13 protein-coding genes are annotated in these 16005 nt (G+C 67.2%); 11 read left to right on the top strand and 2 right to left on the bottom strand.

Going from position 1 to position 16005, the window contains the following annotated elements:
• Positions 1–49: 49 nt before the first annotated feature.
• From AC3WJE_RS05365 to rplI, 4 genes are all read left to right on the top strand, one after another.
• Positions 50–1198, top strand: coding sequence for an ROK family transcriptional regulator (locus AC3WJE_RS05365; RefSeq protein WP_493729747.1), 1149 nt, complete (start codon positions 50–52; stop codon positions 1196–1198).
• 193 nt (positions 1199–1391) lie between these two features.
• Positions 1392–1823: a 30S ribosomal protein S6 gene (gene rpsF / locus AC3WJE_RS05360; RefSeq protein WP_493729746.1), complete on the top strand. Its 432-nt coding sequence runs from the start codon at positions 1392–1394 to the stop codon at positions 1821–1823.
• A gap of 11 nt (positions 1824–1834) precedes the next feature.
• A complete protein-coding gene (gene rpsR / locus AC3WJE_RS05355) occupies positions 1835–2065 on the top strand; it encodes a 30S ribosomal protein S18 (RefSeq protein WP_002804494.1) in 231 nt (76 codons plus the stop codon).
• 136 nt (positions 2066–2201) lie between these two features.
• Positions 2202–2651: a 50S ribosomal protein L9 gene (gene rplI, locus AC3WJE_RS05350; RefSeq protein WP_493729745.1), complete on the top strand. Its 450-nt coding sequence runs from the start codon at positions 2202–2204 to the stop codon at positions 2649–2651.
• 209 nt (positions 2652–2860) lie between these two features.
• On the opposite strand, the gene AC3WJE_RS05345 is transcribed toward rplI, so the two are convergent.
• Positions 2861–3517 carry a flavodoxin family protein gene (locus AC3WJE_RS05345; RefSeq protein ID WP_493729744.1) on the bottom strand — a complete coding sequence of 219 codons (657 nt, stop codon included), beginning with the start codon at positions 3515–3517 and terminating at the stop codon, positions 2861–2863.
• A gap of 129 nt (positions 3518–3646) precedes the next feature.
• On the opposite strand from AC3WJE_RS05345, the gene AC3WJE_RS05340 reads away from it, so the two are divergent.
• From AC3WJE_RS05340 to zipA, 3 genes are all read left to right on the top strand, one after another.
• Positions 3647–4531 carry a LysR substrate-binding domain-containing protein gene (locus AC3WJE_RS05340; protein ID WP_493729743.1) on the top strand — a complete coding sequence of 295 codons (885 nt, stop codon included), beginning with the start codon at positions 3647–3649 and terminating at the stop codon, positions 4529–4531.
• A 212-nt stretch (positions 4532–4743) separates the two neighbouring features.
• A complete protein-coding gene (gene smc / locus AC3WJE_RS05335) occupies positions 4744–8247 on the top strand; it encodes a chromosome segregation protein SMC (protein WP_493729742.1) in 3504 nt (1167 codons plus the stop codon).
• Positions 8248–8293: 46 nt separating this feature from the next.
• On the top strand, positions 8294–9028 hold the full coding sequence (gene zipA / locus AC3WJE_RS05330; protein WP_493729741.1) for a cell division protein ZipA: 735 nt from the start codon (positions 8294–8296) through the stop codon (positions 9026–9028).
• Positions 9029–9126: 98 nt separating this feature from the next.
• On the opposite strand, the gene AC3WJE_RS05325 is transcribed toward zipA, so the two are convergent.
• The gene (locus AC3WJE_RS05325) at positions 9127–10245 is read right to left on the bottom strand and encodes a pyridoxal phosphate-dependent aminotransferase (RefSeq protein WP_493729740.1); all 1119 of its coding nucleotides are present in this window, start codon (positions 10243–10245) and stop codon (positions 9127–9129) included.
• A gap of 192 nt (positions 10246–10437) precedes the next feature.
• Here AC3WJE_RS05325 and ligA point away from each other — a divergent pair, with 192 nt between their 5' ends.
• From ligA to mtnA, 4 genes are all read left to right on the top strand, one after another.
• Entirely contained in the window at positions 10438–13008 is a 2571-nt protein-coding gene (gene ligA / locus AC3WJE_RS05320) for an NAD-dependent DNA ligase LigA (RefSeq protein ID WP_493729739.1), read from the top strand.
• Complete coding sequence (epmA, locus tag AC3WJE_RS05315; protein ID WP_493729738.1) at positions 13005–13967, top strand: EF-P lysine aminoacylase EpmA; 963 nt, start codon at positions 13005–13007, stop codon at positions 13965–13967. The genes ligA and epmA overlap by 4 nt, the downstream gene beginning before the upstream one ends.
• Positions 13968–14077: 110 nt before the next feature.
• The gene (locus AC3WJE_RS05310; protein WP_493729737.1) at positions 14078–14767 is read left to right on the top strand and encodes a DUF3011 domain-containing protein; all 690 of its coding nucleotides are present in this window, start codon (positions 14078–14080) and stop codon (positions 14765–14767) included.
• Between the two features lie 139 nt (positions 14768–14906).
• Entirely contained in the window at positions 14907–15968 is a 1062-nt protein-coding gene (gene mtnA / locus AC3WJE_RS05305) for an S-methyl-5-thioribose-1-phosphate isomerase (RefSeq protein WP_493729736.1), read from the top strand.
• Positions 15969–16005 lie beyond the last annotated feature (37 nt).

The following is a 16005-nucleotide window of genomic DNA, read 5'->3' as shown; positions in this document are numbered from 1 at the left end:
TCCATGCGCATGGTTATGCTTGCGCCGCCCCCGTTTCCCCCGCCTCCCGATGACCGCCCCGATCGCGCCCGCGCTGCCCCTGCAAGCCTTGCCGTTCCCACCGTTGAGTACCAACGAGCGCGACATGCTCGACCGGCTGCGCCTGGCCGGCGTGCTCACCCGGGCCGATCTGAGCCGCGGCACCGGCCTGACGGTACAGACCGCGGTGCGTCTGATCGAGGGATTGGAGACGCGCGGCCTGGTCACGATGGGCGCGACGCTGGCCCGCGGCGGCCGTGGCAAGCCCGGCGTGGCAGTGTCGCTGGTGGCAGATCATGGGCATACGCTCGGGGTGTCGATCGCCACCGATGCCCTGACCCTGGTGGCACTGGATTTTGCCGGCCAGGTCCGCGGCCGGCATGAAGTGCCGTTGGCCGCCGGAACCCCTGAGGCGGTGCTGGCGCAGTTGCGCGAGGCCGACGCGGCGCTGCAGGCCGGACTGGATGCCCCGCTGGGGCCGCGCCTGGGCATCGGCGTGGCGATGACCGGCTTCTTCACCGGCGGGGACTCCCGCATCAATCCCCCCGATCCGCTGCGCGCGCTTGGCGACATGGCGATCGGCCCGTGGCTGGCCGAGGCTTGCGGCCAGCCGGTCTGGGTGGACAACGACGGCAGTGTTGCCGCCGCCGGGGAGGCCATGCTCGGTGCCGGATGTCGCCACCGCGACTTCGCCTATCTCTATTTCAGCTACGGGCTGGGTGGTGGCATGGTGGTGAACGGCGACGTGATGCGCGGTGCGCACGGCAATGCCGGCGAGGTCGCCGGCATGCTGCCGGCGCTGGGCATGGAGCGGGCCACCCTGGAGCTGCTGCGGCAACTGCTGGAGGAGGACGGCGTGCGGTTGCCGGATGTACGCGCGCTGCTGGACGCCTACGACCCGGCCTGGCCGGCGATCGAGCGCTGGCTTGCGCGTGGCGCGCCGGGCGTGTCGCTGATCGCCTCGGCGATCACCGCGGTACTCGACCCGCAGGCGATCATCTTCGGTGGCCGGTTGCCGGTCGATCTGGCGCGGCGGCTGATCGACGCGGTGCGCATCGACAACCAGCCACGTCGCGGCCAGGCGCGCCCGCTGCCGGTGCTGCTGCCGGCCGAGGCCCCCGCCGACGCCTGTGCGATCGGCGCGGCTGCGCTGCCGCTGAAGGCACGCTACTTCCGCTGAGGCCGGGTTCGGCGCGCGTCTAGGCTTCTCATCCCGGAATGGGGTGGTTGCTTGTAGCTAAGTGATTGATCTGCCATACTTGCCCGCTTCCTGTCCGGCCTCCGGGCGGGAACCCTTGCCCCACCGTCCGCGATCCGCGGAATCCTCGGGGGGCTGTCCGGCCCTCGTGGCCACATCCGAAAGGTAATAAAACATGAGTCGTCATTACGAAGTCGTGTTCCTGGTCCATCCGGATCAGAGCGAACAGGTCCCGGCCATGATCGAGCGCTACAAGTCGCTGGTCGAGAGTGGCAACGGCAAGATCCACCGTCTGGAAGACTGGGGCCGTCGTCAGCTGGCCTACCCGATCCAGAACCTGGTGAAGGCACACTACGTGCTGCTGAACATCGAGGCCGACCAGGCCGTGCTGAACGAGCTGGTCGAGAGCTTCCGCTTCAACGACGCGGTCCTGCGCAACCTGGTCATCAAGCGTGACGGCCCGGATACCGAGCAGTCGCTGATCATGAAGAGCAAGGACGAGAAGGGCGACAAGCCCGAGCGTGGCGAGCGTCGTCGTCGTGACGACGAAGAAGGTGACAGCCCGGTCGCCGCCGACACCGACGGCGACACCGCCGAAGCCGCCTAAGGAGCACAGCCATGTCCAAGTTCTTCCGTCGTCGCAAGTTCTGCAAATTCACTGCCGAAGGTGTCAAGGAGATCGACTACAAGGATCTCAACACCCTGCGCCAGTACCTCACCGAGAACGGCAAGATCGTGCCGAGCCGCGTGACCGGCACCAAGTCGAAGTACCAGCGCCAGCTGGCCACGGCCGTCAAGCGCGCCCGTTTCCTGGCGCTGATCCCGTACACCGACAACCACGACGTTTGATGTGAGTCCCTCACAAAAGCCCGCACATCCATGTGCGGGCTTTTACAGGGAAGCACTGCCGAACATTACCGTCCTATTCGGACAGCAAGCGTTGCGGCGGCCTCGGGCCTTCGCTAACGAATAACGGAGCAATACGATGGATCTGATTCTTCTGCAGAAAGTGACCAACCTGGGCAACCTGGGTGACAAGGTCAGCGTCAAGCCGGGCTACGGCCGTAACTTCCTGGTGCCGCAGGGCAAGGCCGTGCCGGCCACCGCCGCCAATGTCGCCACGTTCGAGGCGCAGCGCGCCGAGTACGAGGCCAAGGCCAAGGCCAACCACGACGAGGCCAGCACCCGCGCTGCCAAGTTCGAGGGTGCCAGCGTGACCATCGGTGCGCACGCTTCGACCGAAGGCAAGCTGTACGGCTCGGTCGGTCCGCGCGACATCGCCGAGGCCTTCACCGCCGCCGGCCTGCCGCTGTCCAAGAGCGAAGTCATCCTGGGCGAAGGCGCGTTCCGCCAGATCGGCGAGTACGAGGTTGTCGTGCACCTGCACGCCGACGTCGAGACCACGGTCAAGGTCATCGTCGAATCCGACGCCTGATCTTTCGGCTTATGGTTGTATGAAAACGGGCGCCTCAGGGCGCCCGTTTTTTTATTCGCGTTCGGGGTGGGCGATGGTCTCTGGCATCGTTCTGCTGTCGATGCGGCCGGCTTTTGTGGGAGGGACTTCAGTCCCGACGCCTTGCTGGCACCGCCCGTCGGGACTGAAGTCCCTCCTACAGATCACTCCAGAGCCCCTCCTGCAGATCACTACTCGACGTGAGCAGGGCTTTTTCCCGCCCAGACCGCGTTGGGCCGTGCCGTATCCAGTCGATAGTCCGAATAGTGCCGCTCGAAGATGTCTCGCCCCAGTGAGCGTGCAGCGGCAAGTGGGTTGGCTGGATCGCGCGCGACCTCACCCCGCGCATTGCCCACGCCATGCACCAGGCCGACGAATTCCGAGTGACTGTAGCGTGCGTATTCCTGCAGTTGATGCACGATGCCCTGCGCCACGCCGGGGTAGCTCTCTTCCGAAGCCACGACCAGCCCCAGGCGTTTGCCGGTCATACGGCGTCTGACGTCCTCGGACTGTGGACAGGACGCGGAGTAGTAGCTGAAGGATCGATCGAAGAACGCCTTGGTCTGTGCCGACATGCCGTACCAGTAGATCGGCGTGCAGAACACCACGCCGTCGGCGGGCAGGAAGTGATCGAGGAACAGCTCGCCGTAGCGATCATCGACGGGCGGTGCATGCCGGGTATCAGGCAGCATGCCGGTGATGTAGTCGTCGGCAAAACATACGTTGGCGTCGATGCCGGCCTGCGTTGCGCCCTCGGCGACTGCCTGCGCCATCAAGGCGCTGTTGCCGTCGCGGCGTGGGCTTCCGACGAGGATGAGAAGTCGCTTTTCTGGATGAATTGAGTTCATTCAAGTATTCCGATGGAGCTGTGTTGATGGGTGAGAATCCAACGGGATTTTCGAATCATGGCCGTCGCGCGACAAACGATGATTTTTCACCGATGATGAGTTGAATTCATCCATGTGCGCGCGCCGACCATGTTCTCTTCATTGCCTCTTTCCGGGCTGCGGGTGTTCGAGGCGGCCGCGCGCTGGCTCAGCTTCAAGCGGGCCGCGGCGGAGCTGTCGGTGACGCCGACGGCGGTGTCGCACCAGATCCGCAATCTGGAGCGTTTTCTCGGTTTTGCCTTGTTCGAACGCCGCTCCAGGGGGCTGTTGCTCACCGCCAAGGGCGCGCAGTTGTTCGAAGGGGTGCACGGCGCATTGCAGGACATGGCGCGGACGCTGGAGCGGCTCACGCCGGAACCGGATGCTGGGGCATTGACTCTGACCACGACGTATTCGTTCGCCGCGCTGTGGCTGGTTCCCCGGCTTGGTCGCTTCTACGACAGCTATCCGCACTGTCAGGTACGGCTGGATACCAGCCCGGAGCTGGTCGATCTGCATCGGAATGCCGGCGTGGATCTGGCCATTCGCTATGGCGGCGGCTCGTATCCAGGGCTGAGTGAACTTGCCATGCTCACGGAACGGTTTGGCGTATACGGTGCGCCATCACAGGTGGCGATGGCTGCAACGCGGGCACCCGCGCGCATCACGGTGCGTTGGCGCGATTCGACCTTGTACGAATCGGCATGGCATCGCTGGTGCGAGGCCGCCGGCGAGATGTGGCTGTCGTCCGAGCCCCGGATCTATGGTGAGGAAAACTACGCGTTGCAGGCCGCCACCGCAGGGCAAGGGCTGGTCCTGGCAAGTTCGCTGATGGTCGCCGATGCGGTGGCGCAAGGCGTGTTGTGCCCGTATCGGCCGGACATCACCGTGCCTGGCGGAACCTACGCGGTGCTGTGTGTGCCGGGGCGCGAGCGACGCGCGCCGGTGGCGGCGTTCCTGGGCTGGATGAAGACCCAGTTCGTCGAGGCGGCGTGATGCGAAAGGGCAGGCGCCGGGCAGGGCAACACCCCATGGACCACCCGCAGATGAACCGCTTCCCGGCGGCTTTCGCGCACAGCCGGCTATACTCATCGCTGACTGCCGTTCCGGAAACCGGGTGTCCTTGAGGATCAAGGGTTTACGAACGGATTCCTCCCGGAATACTGAGGTGCCGCCGTGACCGGATTGGCACTGGAACCTCCCGCCTCATGCGCCTCTCCACGATCAAGCTGTCCGGTTTCAAATCGTTCGTCGATCCAACCACGTTGCACCTGCCGACCAACATGACCGGTGTTGTGGGTCCGAATGGTTGCGGCAAGTCGAACATCATCGACGCGGTGCGCTGGGTGATGGGCGAAAGCTCGGCCAGCCGCCTGCGCGGCGATTCGCTGACCGACGTGATCTTCTCCGGCTCGGCGGCGCGTAAACCGGTTGCGCAGGCGACGGTGGAGCTGATCTTCGACAACTCCGACCACGCGATCAGCGGCGAGTACGCCTCGTTCAACGAGATCTCGGTCAAGCGCACGGTCAGCCGCGACGGCTCCAGCGCCTACTACCTCAATGGCACCAAGTGCCGCCGACGCGACATCACCGACCTGTTCCTCGGCACCGGCCTGGGCCCGCGCAGCTACTCGATCATCGAGCAGGGCATGATCAGCCAGATCATCGAGGCGCGCCCGGAAGACCTGCGCATGTACCTGGAGGAAGCCGCCGGCATCTCCAAGTACAAGGAGCGCCGCAAGGAGACCGAGACCCGCATCCGCCACACCCGCGAGAACCTGGACCGCCTCAACGACCTGCGCGAGGAGATCACCAAGCAGCTGGCGCACCTGCAGCGGCAGGCCAAGCAGGCCGAGCAGTACCAGGGACTGCAGGAAGAACGCCGGGTCAAGGATGCAGAGTGGAAGGCGTTGCAGTACCGCAGCCTCGATGGCCGCCTGCAGGGGCTGCGCGAAAAGCTGGCGCAGGAAGAGACCCGCCTGCAGCAGTTGATCGCCGAGCAGCGCGAGGCCGAGGCCCGCATCGAGACCGGCCGCGTGCGCCGCGAGGAAGGCGCGGAGGGCCTGGCCAAGGCCCAGGCCACCGTCTATCAGGTGGGGAGCACGCTGGCGCGCATCGAGCAGCAGATCCAGCACCAGCGCGAGCTGTCGCAGCGCCTGTACAAGGCGCGCGACGAGGCGCAGAGCCAGTTGCAGGAGCTGACCCAGCATATCGGCAGCGACTCCGGCAAATTGGCGGTGTTGCAGGAGGCGGTGGCACAGGCCGAGCCGCAGCTGGAGCAGTTGCGCGAAGAAAACGAATTCAAGCAGGAAGCGCTGCGCGAGGCCGAGACGCGCCTGTCCGACTGGCAGCAGCGCTGGGAAAGCCACAATCGCGACACCGGCGAGGCATCGCGTGCGGGCGAGGTCGAACGCACCCGTGTCGATTACCTCGACAGGCAGGCATTGGAGGCCGATCGTCGTCGCGAGGCGCTGGTCGGCGAGCGCGCCGGGTTGGATCTGGCGGCGCTGGACGAGGCCTTCGAGCAGGTCCAGCTTCAGCATGAAACCCAGCGCGGCGCGCTGGATGGGCTCACCGAACAGGTCGAGTCGCGCAAGCAGACGGTGACGGCGCTGCAGGAGCAGCAGCGCACCAGCCAGACTGAACTGGCCGAAGTCCGCAAGCAGGCGCAGGCCACGCGTGGCCGGCTGTCGTCGCTGGAAACCCTGCAGCAGGCCGCACTGGGCCAGGAGCAGGGCGCGGCGGTGGCGTGGCTGAAGGCGCGCGGGCTGGATTCGGCCACGCGCGTGGGCGAACGCATCAACGTCGAATCCGGCTGGGAAAACGCGGTCGAGAGCGCGCTCGGTCAGCTGATCGAAGGCGTGCTGGTGGATGATCCCGGCGCGCTGGTCGATGCCCTGGGCGAGCTTGGCGAAGGCCGCATCGCGCTGGTCGCCGACGAAGCCGGCGAGGGCGAGTTCGCGCCGACGTCATTGGCGGCCAAGGTGCGTGGTCCGCTGGCGATCCGGCGCCTGCTCGCGCGTCTGCACGGTGCCGAGGATCTGGCTGCAGCACGCGCGCTGCAGCGCCAGTTGGGCGATGGCGATTCGATCATCACCCGCAACGGCGAGCGCCTGGGCGAAGGCTGGGTGCGGGTGTCGCGTTCCGGTGCGGCCAAGCAGGGCGCGTTGCTGCGCGAGCGCGAGATCCAGGCGCTGCGCGCGCAGATCGAGACATTACAGGAGCGCGAGGCCGAGCTGGAGCAGCGGCTTTCGAGTTTCCGCGACCAGTTGCTTGCCGCCGAGCAGCAGCGCGAGGACGCGCAGCGCCAGCTGTATGTGGCGCATCGCAGCGTCTCGGAGCTGGCCGGGCAGGTGCAGAGCCATCAGGGCAAGGTCGAAGCCGCGCGCGGCCGCATCGAGCGGATCGAGAATGAACTGGCGCAGCTGATCGAATCACTCGATGTCAGCCGCGAACAGGCGAGCGAAGCGCGCGCCAAGCTCGAGGACGCGGTCGAGCGCATGGGCGACCTGGAAAGCGTGCGTCAGGCGCTGGAAGCCGAACGCCGCCAGCTCACCGAGGCGCGCGATCAGGCCCGCGACACCGCGCGCAGCGTGCGCGACGCCTCGCACGCGCTGGCGCTGACGCTGGAATCGCAGCGCACCCAGATCGCCTCGCTGAGCCAGACCCTGGAACGCATGGACAGCCAGCGCGGCCAGCTCGACACCCGCCTGGAGGATCTGGTCGCCCAGCTCAGCGAGGGCGATTCGCCGGTCGAAGAACTGGAGCACCAGCACCAGGCCGCACTCAGCGAGCGCGTGCGCACCGAGCGCGTGCTGACCGAGGCGCGCACGCTGCTGGACAGCGTCGACGGCGAGCTGCGCAGCTTCGAGCAGACCCGTCACCAGCGCGACGAACAGTCGCTGGCCCAGCGCGAGCGGATCTCGCAGCGCAAGCTTGACCAGCAGGCGTTGGTGCTCAGCGCCGAGCAGTTGCAGGCGGCGGTGGAGAAGGCGGGTTTCGTGCTGCAGGATGTGGTCAACACGCTGCCCGAGGGCGCCGAGATCGGCGAGTGGGAGCAGAGCGTCAACCAGATCGACGGGCGCATGCGTCGCCTGGAGCCGGTCAATCTGGCAGCGATCCACGAGTACGGCGAGGCCGCGCAGCGCTCGGAGTATCTGGATGCGCAGAACACCGATCTGATCACCGCGCTGGAAACGCTGGAAGACGCGATCCGCAAGATCGATCGCGAGACCCGCGGCCGCTTCAAGGACACCTTCGACCGGGTCAACGCCGGCGTGCAGGCGCTGTATCCGCGCCTGTTCGGCGGCGGTCATGCCTATCTGGAGCTGACCGGTGAAGACCTTCTCGACACCGGCGTGGCGATCATGGCGCGGCCGCCGGGCAAGCGCGTATCGAACATCTCGCTGCTGTCCGGCGGTGAAAAGGCGATGACCGCGGTGGCGTTGGTGTTCGCGATCTTCCAGCTCAACCCGGCGCCGTTCTGCCTGCTGGACGAGGTCGACGCGCCGCTGGACGAAGCCAACGTCGGCCGCCTGGCCAACATGGTCAAGGAGATGAGCGAGAAGGTGCAGTTCCTGTTCGTCAGTCACAACAAGGCGACGATGGAGGCGGCCTATCAGCTGTCCGGCGTGACCATGCGTGAGCCCGGCGTGAGCCGCCTGGTCAGCGTCGACCTCGAAGAGGCCGCGCGTTTGGCCGGCGCGGCCTGACGTGCCATTCTTGCAAAAATGACCATTCGCGACCCGGAGACACCGTATGTCTGACGTGGCCATGATCCGGATCGGCATCCTGGCCGCCGGCCTGCTGCTGATCGTTGCCATCTTCCTGTTCGGCCGCCCGAAGAAGCCGCCGCAGGGGCGTCGTGTGGAGTCCGGCGACGGCACCGCCCCGCGCGAGCGGCGCGAGCCGGGGCTCGGTGGTGAAGAGCCGCCGGTGGACGGCGACTACAGCGGCGAGGCGGTCTCGCAACCCGAGCTTGGATTGGGCGGCGATGTCACCGAGCCGGAGGGTTCCGAGCTGGGCAAGCGCCCGAGCCAGGATTTCGACAAGATCGTCTCGCTGTTCGTCGCGGCCAAGGCCGGGCAGGTACTACGCGGCGAAGACATCGTGGTGGCCGCCGAGAAGACCGGTCTGGTGTTCGGCCACATGAACGTGTTCCACCGCCTGGTCGAGGGACATCCCGAGCGCGGCCCGATCTTCAGCATGGCGAGCATCCTCAAGCCGGGCAGCTTCGACATGACCAACATCCGCGAGATGCAGACGCCTGCGATCGCGTTCTTCCTGACGTTGCCGGCGCCGATGACCGCGCTGGACGCCTGGGAGAAGATGCTGCCGACCGTGCAGCGCATGGCCGAACTGCTCGACGGCGTGGTGCTGGACGACAGCCGCAACGCGCTCGGTCGCCAGCGCGTCGCGCATATCCGTGACGATTTGCGGGCCTATGACCGTCAGCATCAGGCGCCGCCGCTTACGAAATCGCCCCGCTGGTAGCGGGGCGATGGGATTGGGGATTGGGGATTCGTAAAAAGCACGGAGCACTGGCTCTTGCTTCTACCAATCCCTAATCCCTAATTCCGAATCCCTGCTCTTCATCGACGCGCTTTCAGAAACGCCTCGCGGAAGCGCAGCATCTCCGCCTCGGTGCCGACGGTGACGCGTACGCGCTTGGGCCATACCGGCCAGCTGCGGCCGACCAGCACGCCTTGCTGCTGCATCGATTGGGTGAAGGCTTTGCCGTCGCGTTTGACGTCGACCATGAAGCAGTTCGACTGAGAGGGCAGGCAGGCGTAGCCCTTGTCCTTGAGCCAGGCGATGGTGGCTTCGCGGATGCGGGCGTTCTCGGCGCGGCGTTGCGGGATCAGCTGCGGGTCGCGCAGGCTGGCGATGCCGGCGGCCATGGCGGTGACCGACAGCGGGTTCTCGCCGGGCCTGGCCAGCCGGTCGAGCAGGCCGGGCGCCGCCAGCGCCGCACCGAGCCGCAGTCCCGCCATGCCATACAGCTTGGAGAACGTGCGCAGCACGATCAGGTCCTGGCGTTCGCTGATCAGCGGCGCCACCGAATGCTCGTTGCTGTAGTGGATGTAGGCCTCGTCCACCAGCAGGATCGCCGAGGCGGGCTTGTTCGCCAGCAGCCACTCGATGTCGGCGCGCGGGGTGATCGAACCGGTCGGGTTGTTGGGGTTGCACAGGTAGATCAGGCCGGCATCAGGTGCGGCCTTGGCCATCGCGCGCACGTCGTGGGCGCCATCGGCACGCAACGGCACGCGGTGCACGCGCGCGCCGTTGGCCGCCGCGACGTCGCCGATCGTCTCGAAGGTCGGATCGGCCACCACCAGTCCGCCCTTGGTCGAGGTGAACAGCGTGGCGCAGCGGTTGAGCGGCTCGCTGGAACCCGGGTACAGCGCGATGTGGTTGCCCGGCAACTGCTCGATCCCGGATATCTGGTCGGTCAGCTCCTGCGTCATTTCGAACAGATAGCGCCCGGAACGCGGGATGATCCGCGCCGCCGCTTCCTGCGCCTCGGGCGAGGGGCCGAGCGGACACTCGTTGAAGTTCAGATAGACCGTGCCGGTCGCGGGGGCGACGCCGGGCGACGCTGGCGGCGCCTTGGTCTTGCGGGCGGCAGCCTCGCCGATGCCGAGGGTGGATACGGCCAGGGCCGAGGAAGCCAGGTGCAGGAACGAGCGACGCGAGACGGGCTGGGACACGGAAAGCTCCTTGAAGGTTTACGCGATCTTAATCTGCCCTCGTGTCGGTAGGAGCGGCTTTAGCCGCGAGAGGCTTTACCGGTGAAGCTCCTCGCGGCTAAAGCCGCTCCTACGGATCTCGGGACGGCTGGCTACATGTCACCCTCGCGCCTGGCCCGATAGAATCTGCGGCCCAGAGCAAGGTCCGAGTACATGACCGCCACCCCGGATCCCGCCCAGCGCGTCGCCGAATTGCGCCGCCGCATCGAGGACGCCAACTACCGTTACCACGTGCTCGACGAGTCGCCGATTCCGGACGTCGAGTACGACCGGATGCTGCGCGAACTCGACGAGCTGGAAGCCGCGCACCCGGCCCTGGCGAGCCCCGATTCGCCGACCCAGCGCGTCGGCCATGCCGCGGGCTCGAAGTTTGCCGAGATCGCCCATGCGATCCCGATGCTGTCGCTGGGCAATGCCTTCAGCGACGAGGAGGTCGAGGAGTTCGTGCGGCGCATCGTCGAGCGGCTCGACGTGGAGCGGCCGGCGTTCTCGGCCGAACCCAAGCTGGATGGGCTGGCGATCAGCTTGCGCTATGAGAACGGCGAATTCGTACAGGGCGCGACCCGTGGCGACGGCGCCACCGGCGAGGACGTCACCGCCAACCTGCGCACGGTGCGGGCGATTCCGCTGCGGCTGCGGGACCGGGGACCGGGGACCGGGGACCGGGGGGAGGCAAAAGCGAAAGCGTCGCCGCTTGCCCCGGGTCCCGATCACTCATTCCCCCGCATTCTGGAAGTGCGAGGCGAGGTCTACATGCCGCGCGCGGACTTTGAGAAGTACAACGAGCAGGCGCGTCTGCAAGGTGGCAAGGTGCTGGCGAACCCGCGCAACGGCGCGGCTGGCTCGCTGCGTCAGCTGGATTCGAGGATCACCGCGCAGCGGCCGCTGAGTTTCTATGCCTACGGTGTGGGCGAGGTGCAGGGCGGCGAGTTGCCGGCCACGCACTCGGCGATCCTGGCGCAACTGCGCGAGTGGGGTTTCCCGGTCAGCGCGCTGGCCGAGGTGGTGACCGGCAGCGAGGGCCTGCTGGATTACTACCGCCGCATCGGGGCGGCCCGCGACGGGCTGGCGTTCGACATCGACGGCGTGGTCTACAAGCTCGATGACCTGGCCGGGCAGCGCGAGATGGGCTTTGTCTCGCGCGCGCCGCGCTGGGCGATCGCGCACAAGTTCCCGGCACAGGAGCAGACCACCACGGTCGAGGCGATCGAGATCCAGATCGGTCGTACCGGCGCGGCGACGCCGGTGGCGCGGCTGGCGCCGGTGCAGGTCGCGGGTGTGATCGTCACCAATGCCACGCTGCACAACGCCGATCAGATCGAGCGGCTGGATGTGCGCGTGGGCGACACGGTGATCGTGCGTCGTGCCGGCGATGTGATCCCCGAGGTGGTCAGCGTGGTGGTCGAGCATCGCCCGGATGGCACCGAGCTGTGGCAGATGCCGACCGCCTGCCCGGTATGCGGCTCCGAGATCGTGCGCGAGGAGGGCGCGGCGGTATGGCGCTGCTCCGGCGAGCTGACCTGTCCGGCGCAGCGCAAGGAGGCGATCCGCCACTTCGTCTCGCGCCGCGCGATGGATGTGGATGGCCTGGGCGAGAAGTTCATCGAAGTGCTGGTCGATGCCGGCGTGGTGCAGGGCGTGGCCGACCTGTACCAGCTCACGCTCGACCAACTGCTGCAATTGAAGCTGGTGACGGGGTCCGAGACGCCGCAGGCATTCCTGCGCGAGGCGCGCGAGCATCTGGCCACGGGTGCCTACGCGCAATTGGAAAAGACGCTGGTTGCTGTTGGCGTGGTGCCTGATGGCGATGCCGAAGCCCCGGCCACTTGGCAGAGCGATTTGCTGCGCGCCGGTCTGCCGACGTTCGACTGGAACCGCAAGAAGATCGCCACCAAGTGGGCCGAGAACCTGATCGAGGCGATCGACCACTCGCGCGACACCACGCTGGAGCGCTTCCTGTTCGCGCTCGGCATCGAGCACGTCGGCGAGAGCACCGCCAAGGCGCTGGCGCTGTGGTTCGGCGAGCTGGAACTGATCCGGCACATGCCGTGGCCGCTGTTCAAGCGCGTGCCGGATATCGGCGGTGAAGTCGCGCGTGCGCTCGGCCATTTCCTCGATCAACCCGGCAACCAGCAGGCGATCGACGACCTGCTGGCGCGCGGCGTGCGCATCGGTGACGCGCATTCGCCATCGCCCAAGCTGCGCGGCGAACTGGCACTGGCGACGCTGCTGGTCGATCTGGAAATCCCCAGGATCACCAGACTGCGTGCCGATCAACTGGCGAGCGCGTTCGACTCGGCGCTGCGCATCCTCGACGAGGACGCGCACAACTACGTGACCGCCGGACTGCCGGCCGAAGCGGCGCAGTCGCTTGCAAGCTGGTTGGAGCAGCCGGCCAATGCGAGCCTGTTCGCCGCCGCCGATGCGATGCGCACGCGCCTGCTCGGGCTGCTGCCGGAAGCGGCCGAGGTCCAGGCCGGTCCACTCGATGGCCAGACCGTGGTGCTGACCGGCACGCTGACCGCGTTGACCCGTGATGCCGCCCGCGAACGTCTGGAAGCGCTCGGCGCCAAGGTCGCCGGCAGCGTGTCGAAGAAGACCGCGTTCGTGGTCGCCGGCGAAGAGGCCGGCTCCAAGCTCGACAAGGCGCAGGCGCTCGGCGTGGACATCTGGGACGAGGCACGCCTGCTCGCGTTCCTGGCCGAGCACGAGGCCGGCGCGTGAGCGGCGAGCGCGTGGACATCGAAGCGCTGCGCCTGCGCGCGCGCCTGAACGTGACGATCCGCGAGTTCTTCGCCGGGCGTGACGTGCTGGAGGTGGAAACCCCGGTGATGTCCGAGGCCGGCAACACCGAGCCGAACATCGAGAGCTTCTCGGCCCGTTTCACCGGTCATGTCGATGCCGGCTCGCCACTGCGCTGGCTGCGCACCTCGCCGGAGTACCCGCTCAAGCGCCTGCTCGCGGCCGGCGTCGGTGATTGCTACGAACTCGGGCGGGTGTTCCGCAACGGCGAGGCCGGTGGCCGCCACAATCCCGAGTTCACGATGCTGGAGTGGTACCGGGTCGGCTGGGACCACCGCCAGCTCGCTGACGAGACGGTCGCGCTGGTGCGGCAGGCGTTGGCATTGGTCGGGCGCGACGCCTCCGTCCACGTCACCACATACCGCCAACTGTTCCTCGACGCGCTCGGCCTCGACCCGCTGTCGGCATCCGAGGATGCATTGCGCGCCGCGCTCGGCGATGTCGCGATCGACCCCTGGGGACTGGTGCGTGACGACTGGCTCGACCTGCTGATGACGCATCGCCTGCAACCCGGTTTCCCGGTCGATCGCCTCACCGTCGTGCACGACTGGCCAGCCAGCCAGTGCGCGCTGGCGAAGATCCGCGCCGGCGATCCACCGGTGGCCGAACGCTTCGAGCTGTACCTGGGCGTGTACGAGGTCGCCAACGGCTATCACGAGCTGAACGATGCGGCCGAGCAGCGCCGGCGCTTCGAGCGTGACAACCAGGTGCGTGCGCGGCGCGGCCTGCCGCAACTGCCGATCGACGAGCGATTGTTACGTGCGTTGCCGCAGTTGCCGGATTGTGCTGGCGTCGCGGTCGGCGTGGACCGGTTGCTGATGGCGATGCGTGGCACTCCACGCATTGCCGACGTGCTGACCTTCGATTTCGCCCGAGCCTGAACGATGGCGCATCGTTGCCCGTATTGCATTCTTCACGGCGATGATGCTTTGATCCGGCAGCCACACGGAAGGGCACTTCCGATCATTCATGTTGTCAGGGGGCTCGTGGGATGAAGTGGTTCATGGTTCTCTGCGGCGTGCTTTGCATGCCGGAACTGGTGCAGGCACAGACCGGCGAGGGAGCCCTTCCATTGCAGGTCCGTTGCGAGTCGCATGGCATGGGCCGCGAGCATTGCGCCATCGACACCTCCAGCGGCGTCCAGCTGGTGCGCCAGCTTTCCGAGAAAACCTGCATCCGCAGCAGCGAATGGGATGTGGAGGAGGACGGTAGCGGGATCTGGGTTGCCCAGGGATGCCGCGCGGACTTCCGTTCCATACGCCCGCAGAGCAGTGTGCTGACCCGGCGCGTGGTGCGCTGCGAGTCCAACGGTCGCCAGGAAAGTTGCCCGGTCATATTGCGTGGCGCGCCGGTGCGGCTGCTGCGGCAACTGTCGTCCTGGCCGTGCAAGGAAGGTCGTACCTGGGGCACGCGTCGCAACGAGATCTGGGTGTCGCGCGGTTGCGATGCCGAGTTCGAGATCGGCGCCGAGGACGGCTCCGGTTTCGTCGATGTGCCGCGCATGGTGACCTGCGAGTCCAAGAACCGCATGCGCCGCCTGTGCGGGGTCACGATCGAGCACGGTGCCCGGCTGAGCCGGCAGATTTCGGGCACGCCCTGCGAGCAGGACAGGAACTGGGGCTGGAGCCGCGACGGGATCTGGGTCGACGGCGGCTGCCGCGCGGAGTTCATCGTCAACTAGCTTCGGTCCCTACTGATGGTGGGCTCTTGTGGGAGGGACTTCAGTCCCGACGGAGCTTTCCCGGGAAAGCTCCGTCGGGACTGAAGTCCTTCCCACATGGCCGCCTCTCCACATGCAGCCCGCGCCGTACAATGGGCGGATGACGACCGAACACGCCATCGATTACGCCCGCTACGACCATATCCGCCCGATCCTCTGGACCGGCGACGCCCTCGAACTGCTCGACCAGCGCAAGCTGCCGTTCGTGGTCGAGCAGGTGCAGTGCCGCACCAGCGACGAGGTCGCGCAGGCGATCCATGCGCTCACCGTGCGCGGCGCGCCGGCGATCGGTATCGCCGCGGCCTGGGGCGTGGTGCTGGCCACCGGTACGATCGAGGCCGACGATGGTGCCGAGGCGCTGCAGAAGCTCGAACCGGCGTTGCAGCGGCTCAACGCCGCGCGCCCGACCGCGGTCAACCTGGCCTGGGCACTGGCGCGGATGCGTCGCGTGCTGCAGGGGGCGGGCGCGGACTGGCGGGAGCTGGCCGCCAGCGAGGCGCAGGCGATCGCCGAAGAGGATCTGGCCGCCAATCGCCGCATGGGCATCCTCGGTGCCGGCCTGATCGCGCCCGGCAGCGGCGTGCTGACCCACTGCAATACCGGTTCGCTGGCGACCGCCGGATTCGGCACCGCACTCGGCGTGATCCGTGCCGGCATGGCGCAGGAGCGCATCGCCCGCGTGTTCGCCGACGAGACCCGGCCATGGTTGCAGGGCGCGCGGCTGACCGTGTGGGAGCTGCAGCAGGACGGCATCGACGCCACCCTGATCGCCGACTCGGCCGCCGCACACCTGATGAAGACCGGGGCGGTGCAGTGGGTGATCGTCGGCGCCGACCGGATCTGCGCCAACGGCGATACCGCCAACAAGATCGGTACCTACCAGCTCGCGATCGCCGCGCGCCACCACGGCGTCAAGTTCATGGTGGTTGCGCCGTCCTCGACGGTGGACATGCAGACCGCCCATGGCGATCTGATCGAGATCGAGCAGCGTGATCCGGGCGAGCTGTTCGGGGTAGGCGGTGTGCGCACGGTGGCCGAGGGCATCAACGCCTGGAATCCGGTGTTCGACGTGACCCCCGGCGAGCTGATCGACGCGATCGTGACCGAGCGCGGGGTGATCGAGCGGCCGGATACGGCGGCGATGCGCGCTGCGTTCAGCTGAGCCGAATCGAGCGTCAATCGACCCCGGCCCTTGTTGC

This window comes from Pseudomonas sp. GW821-FHT07E12, assembly GCF_058986605.1.
The sequence above is the reverse complement of the archived record's forward strand: the minus strand, read 5'-3'. Positions and strand labels throughout refer to the sequence as shown.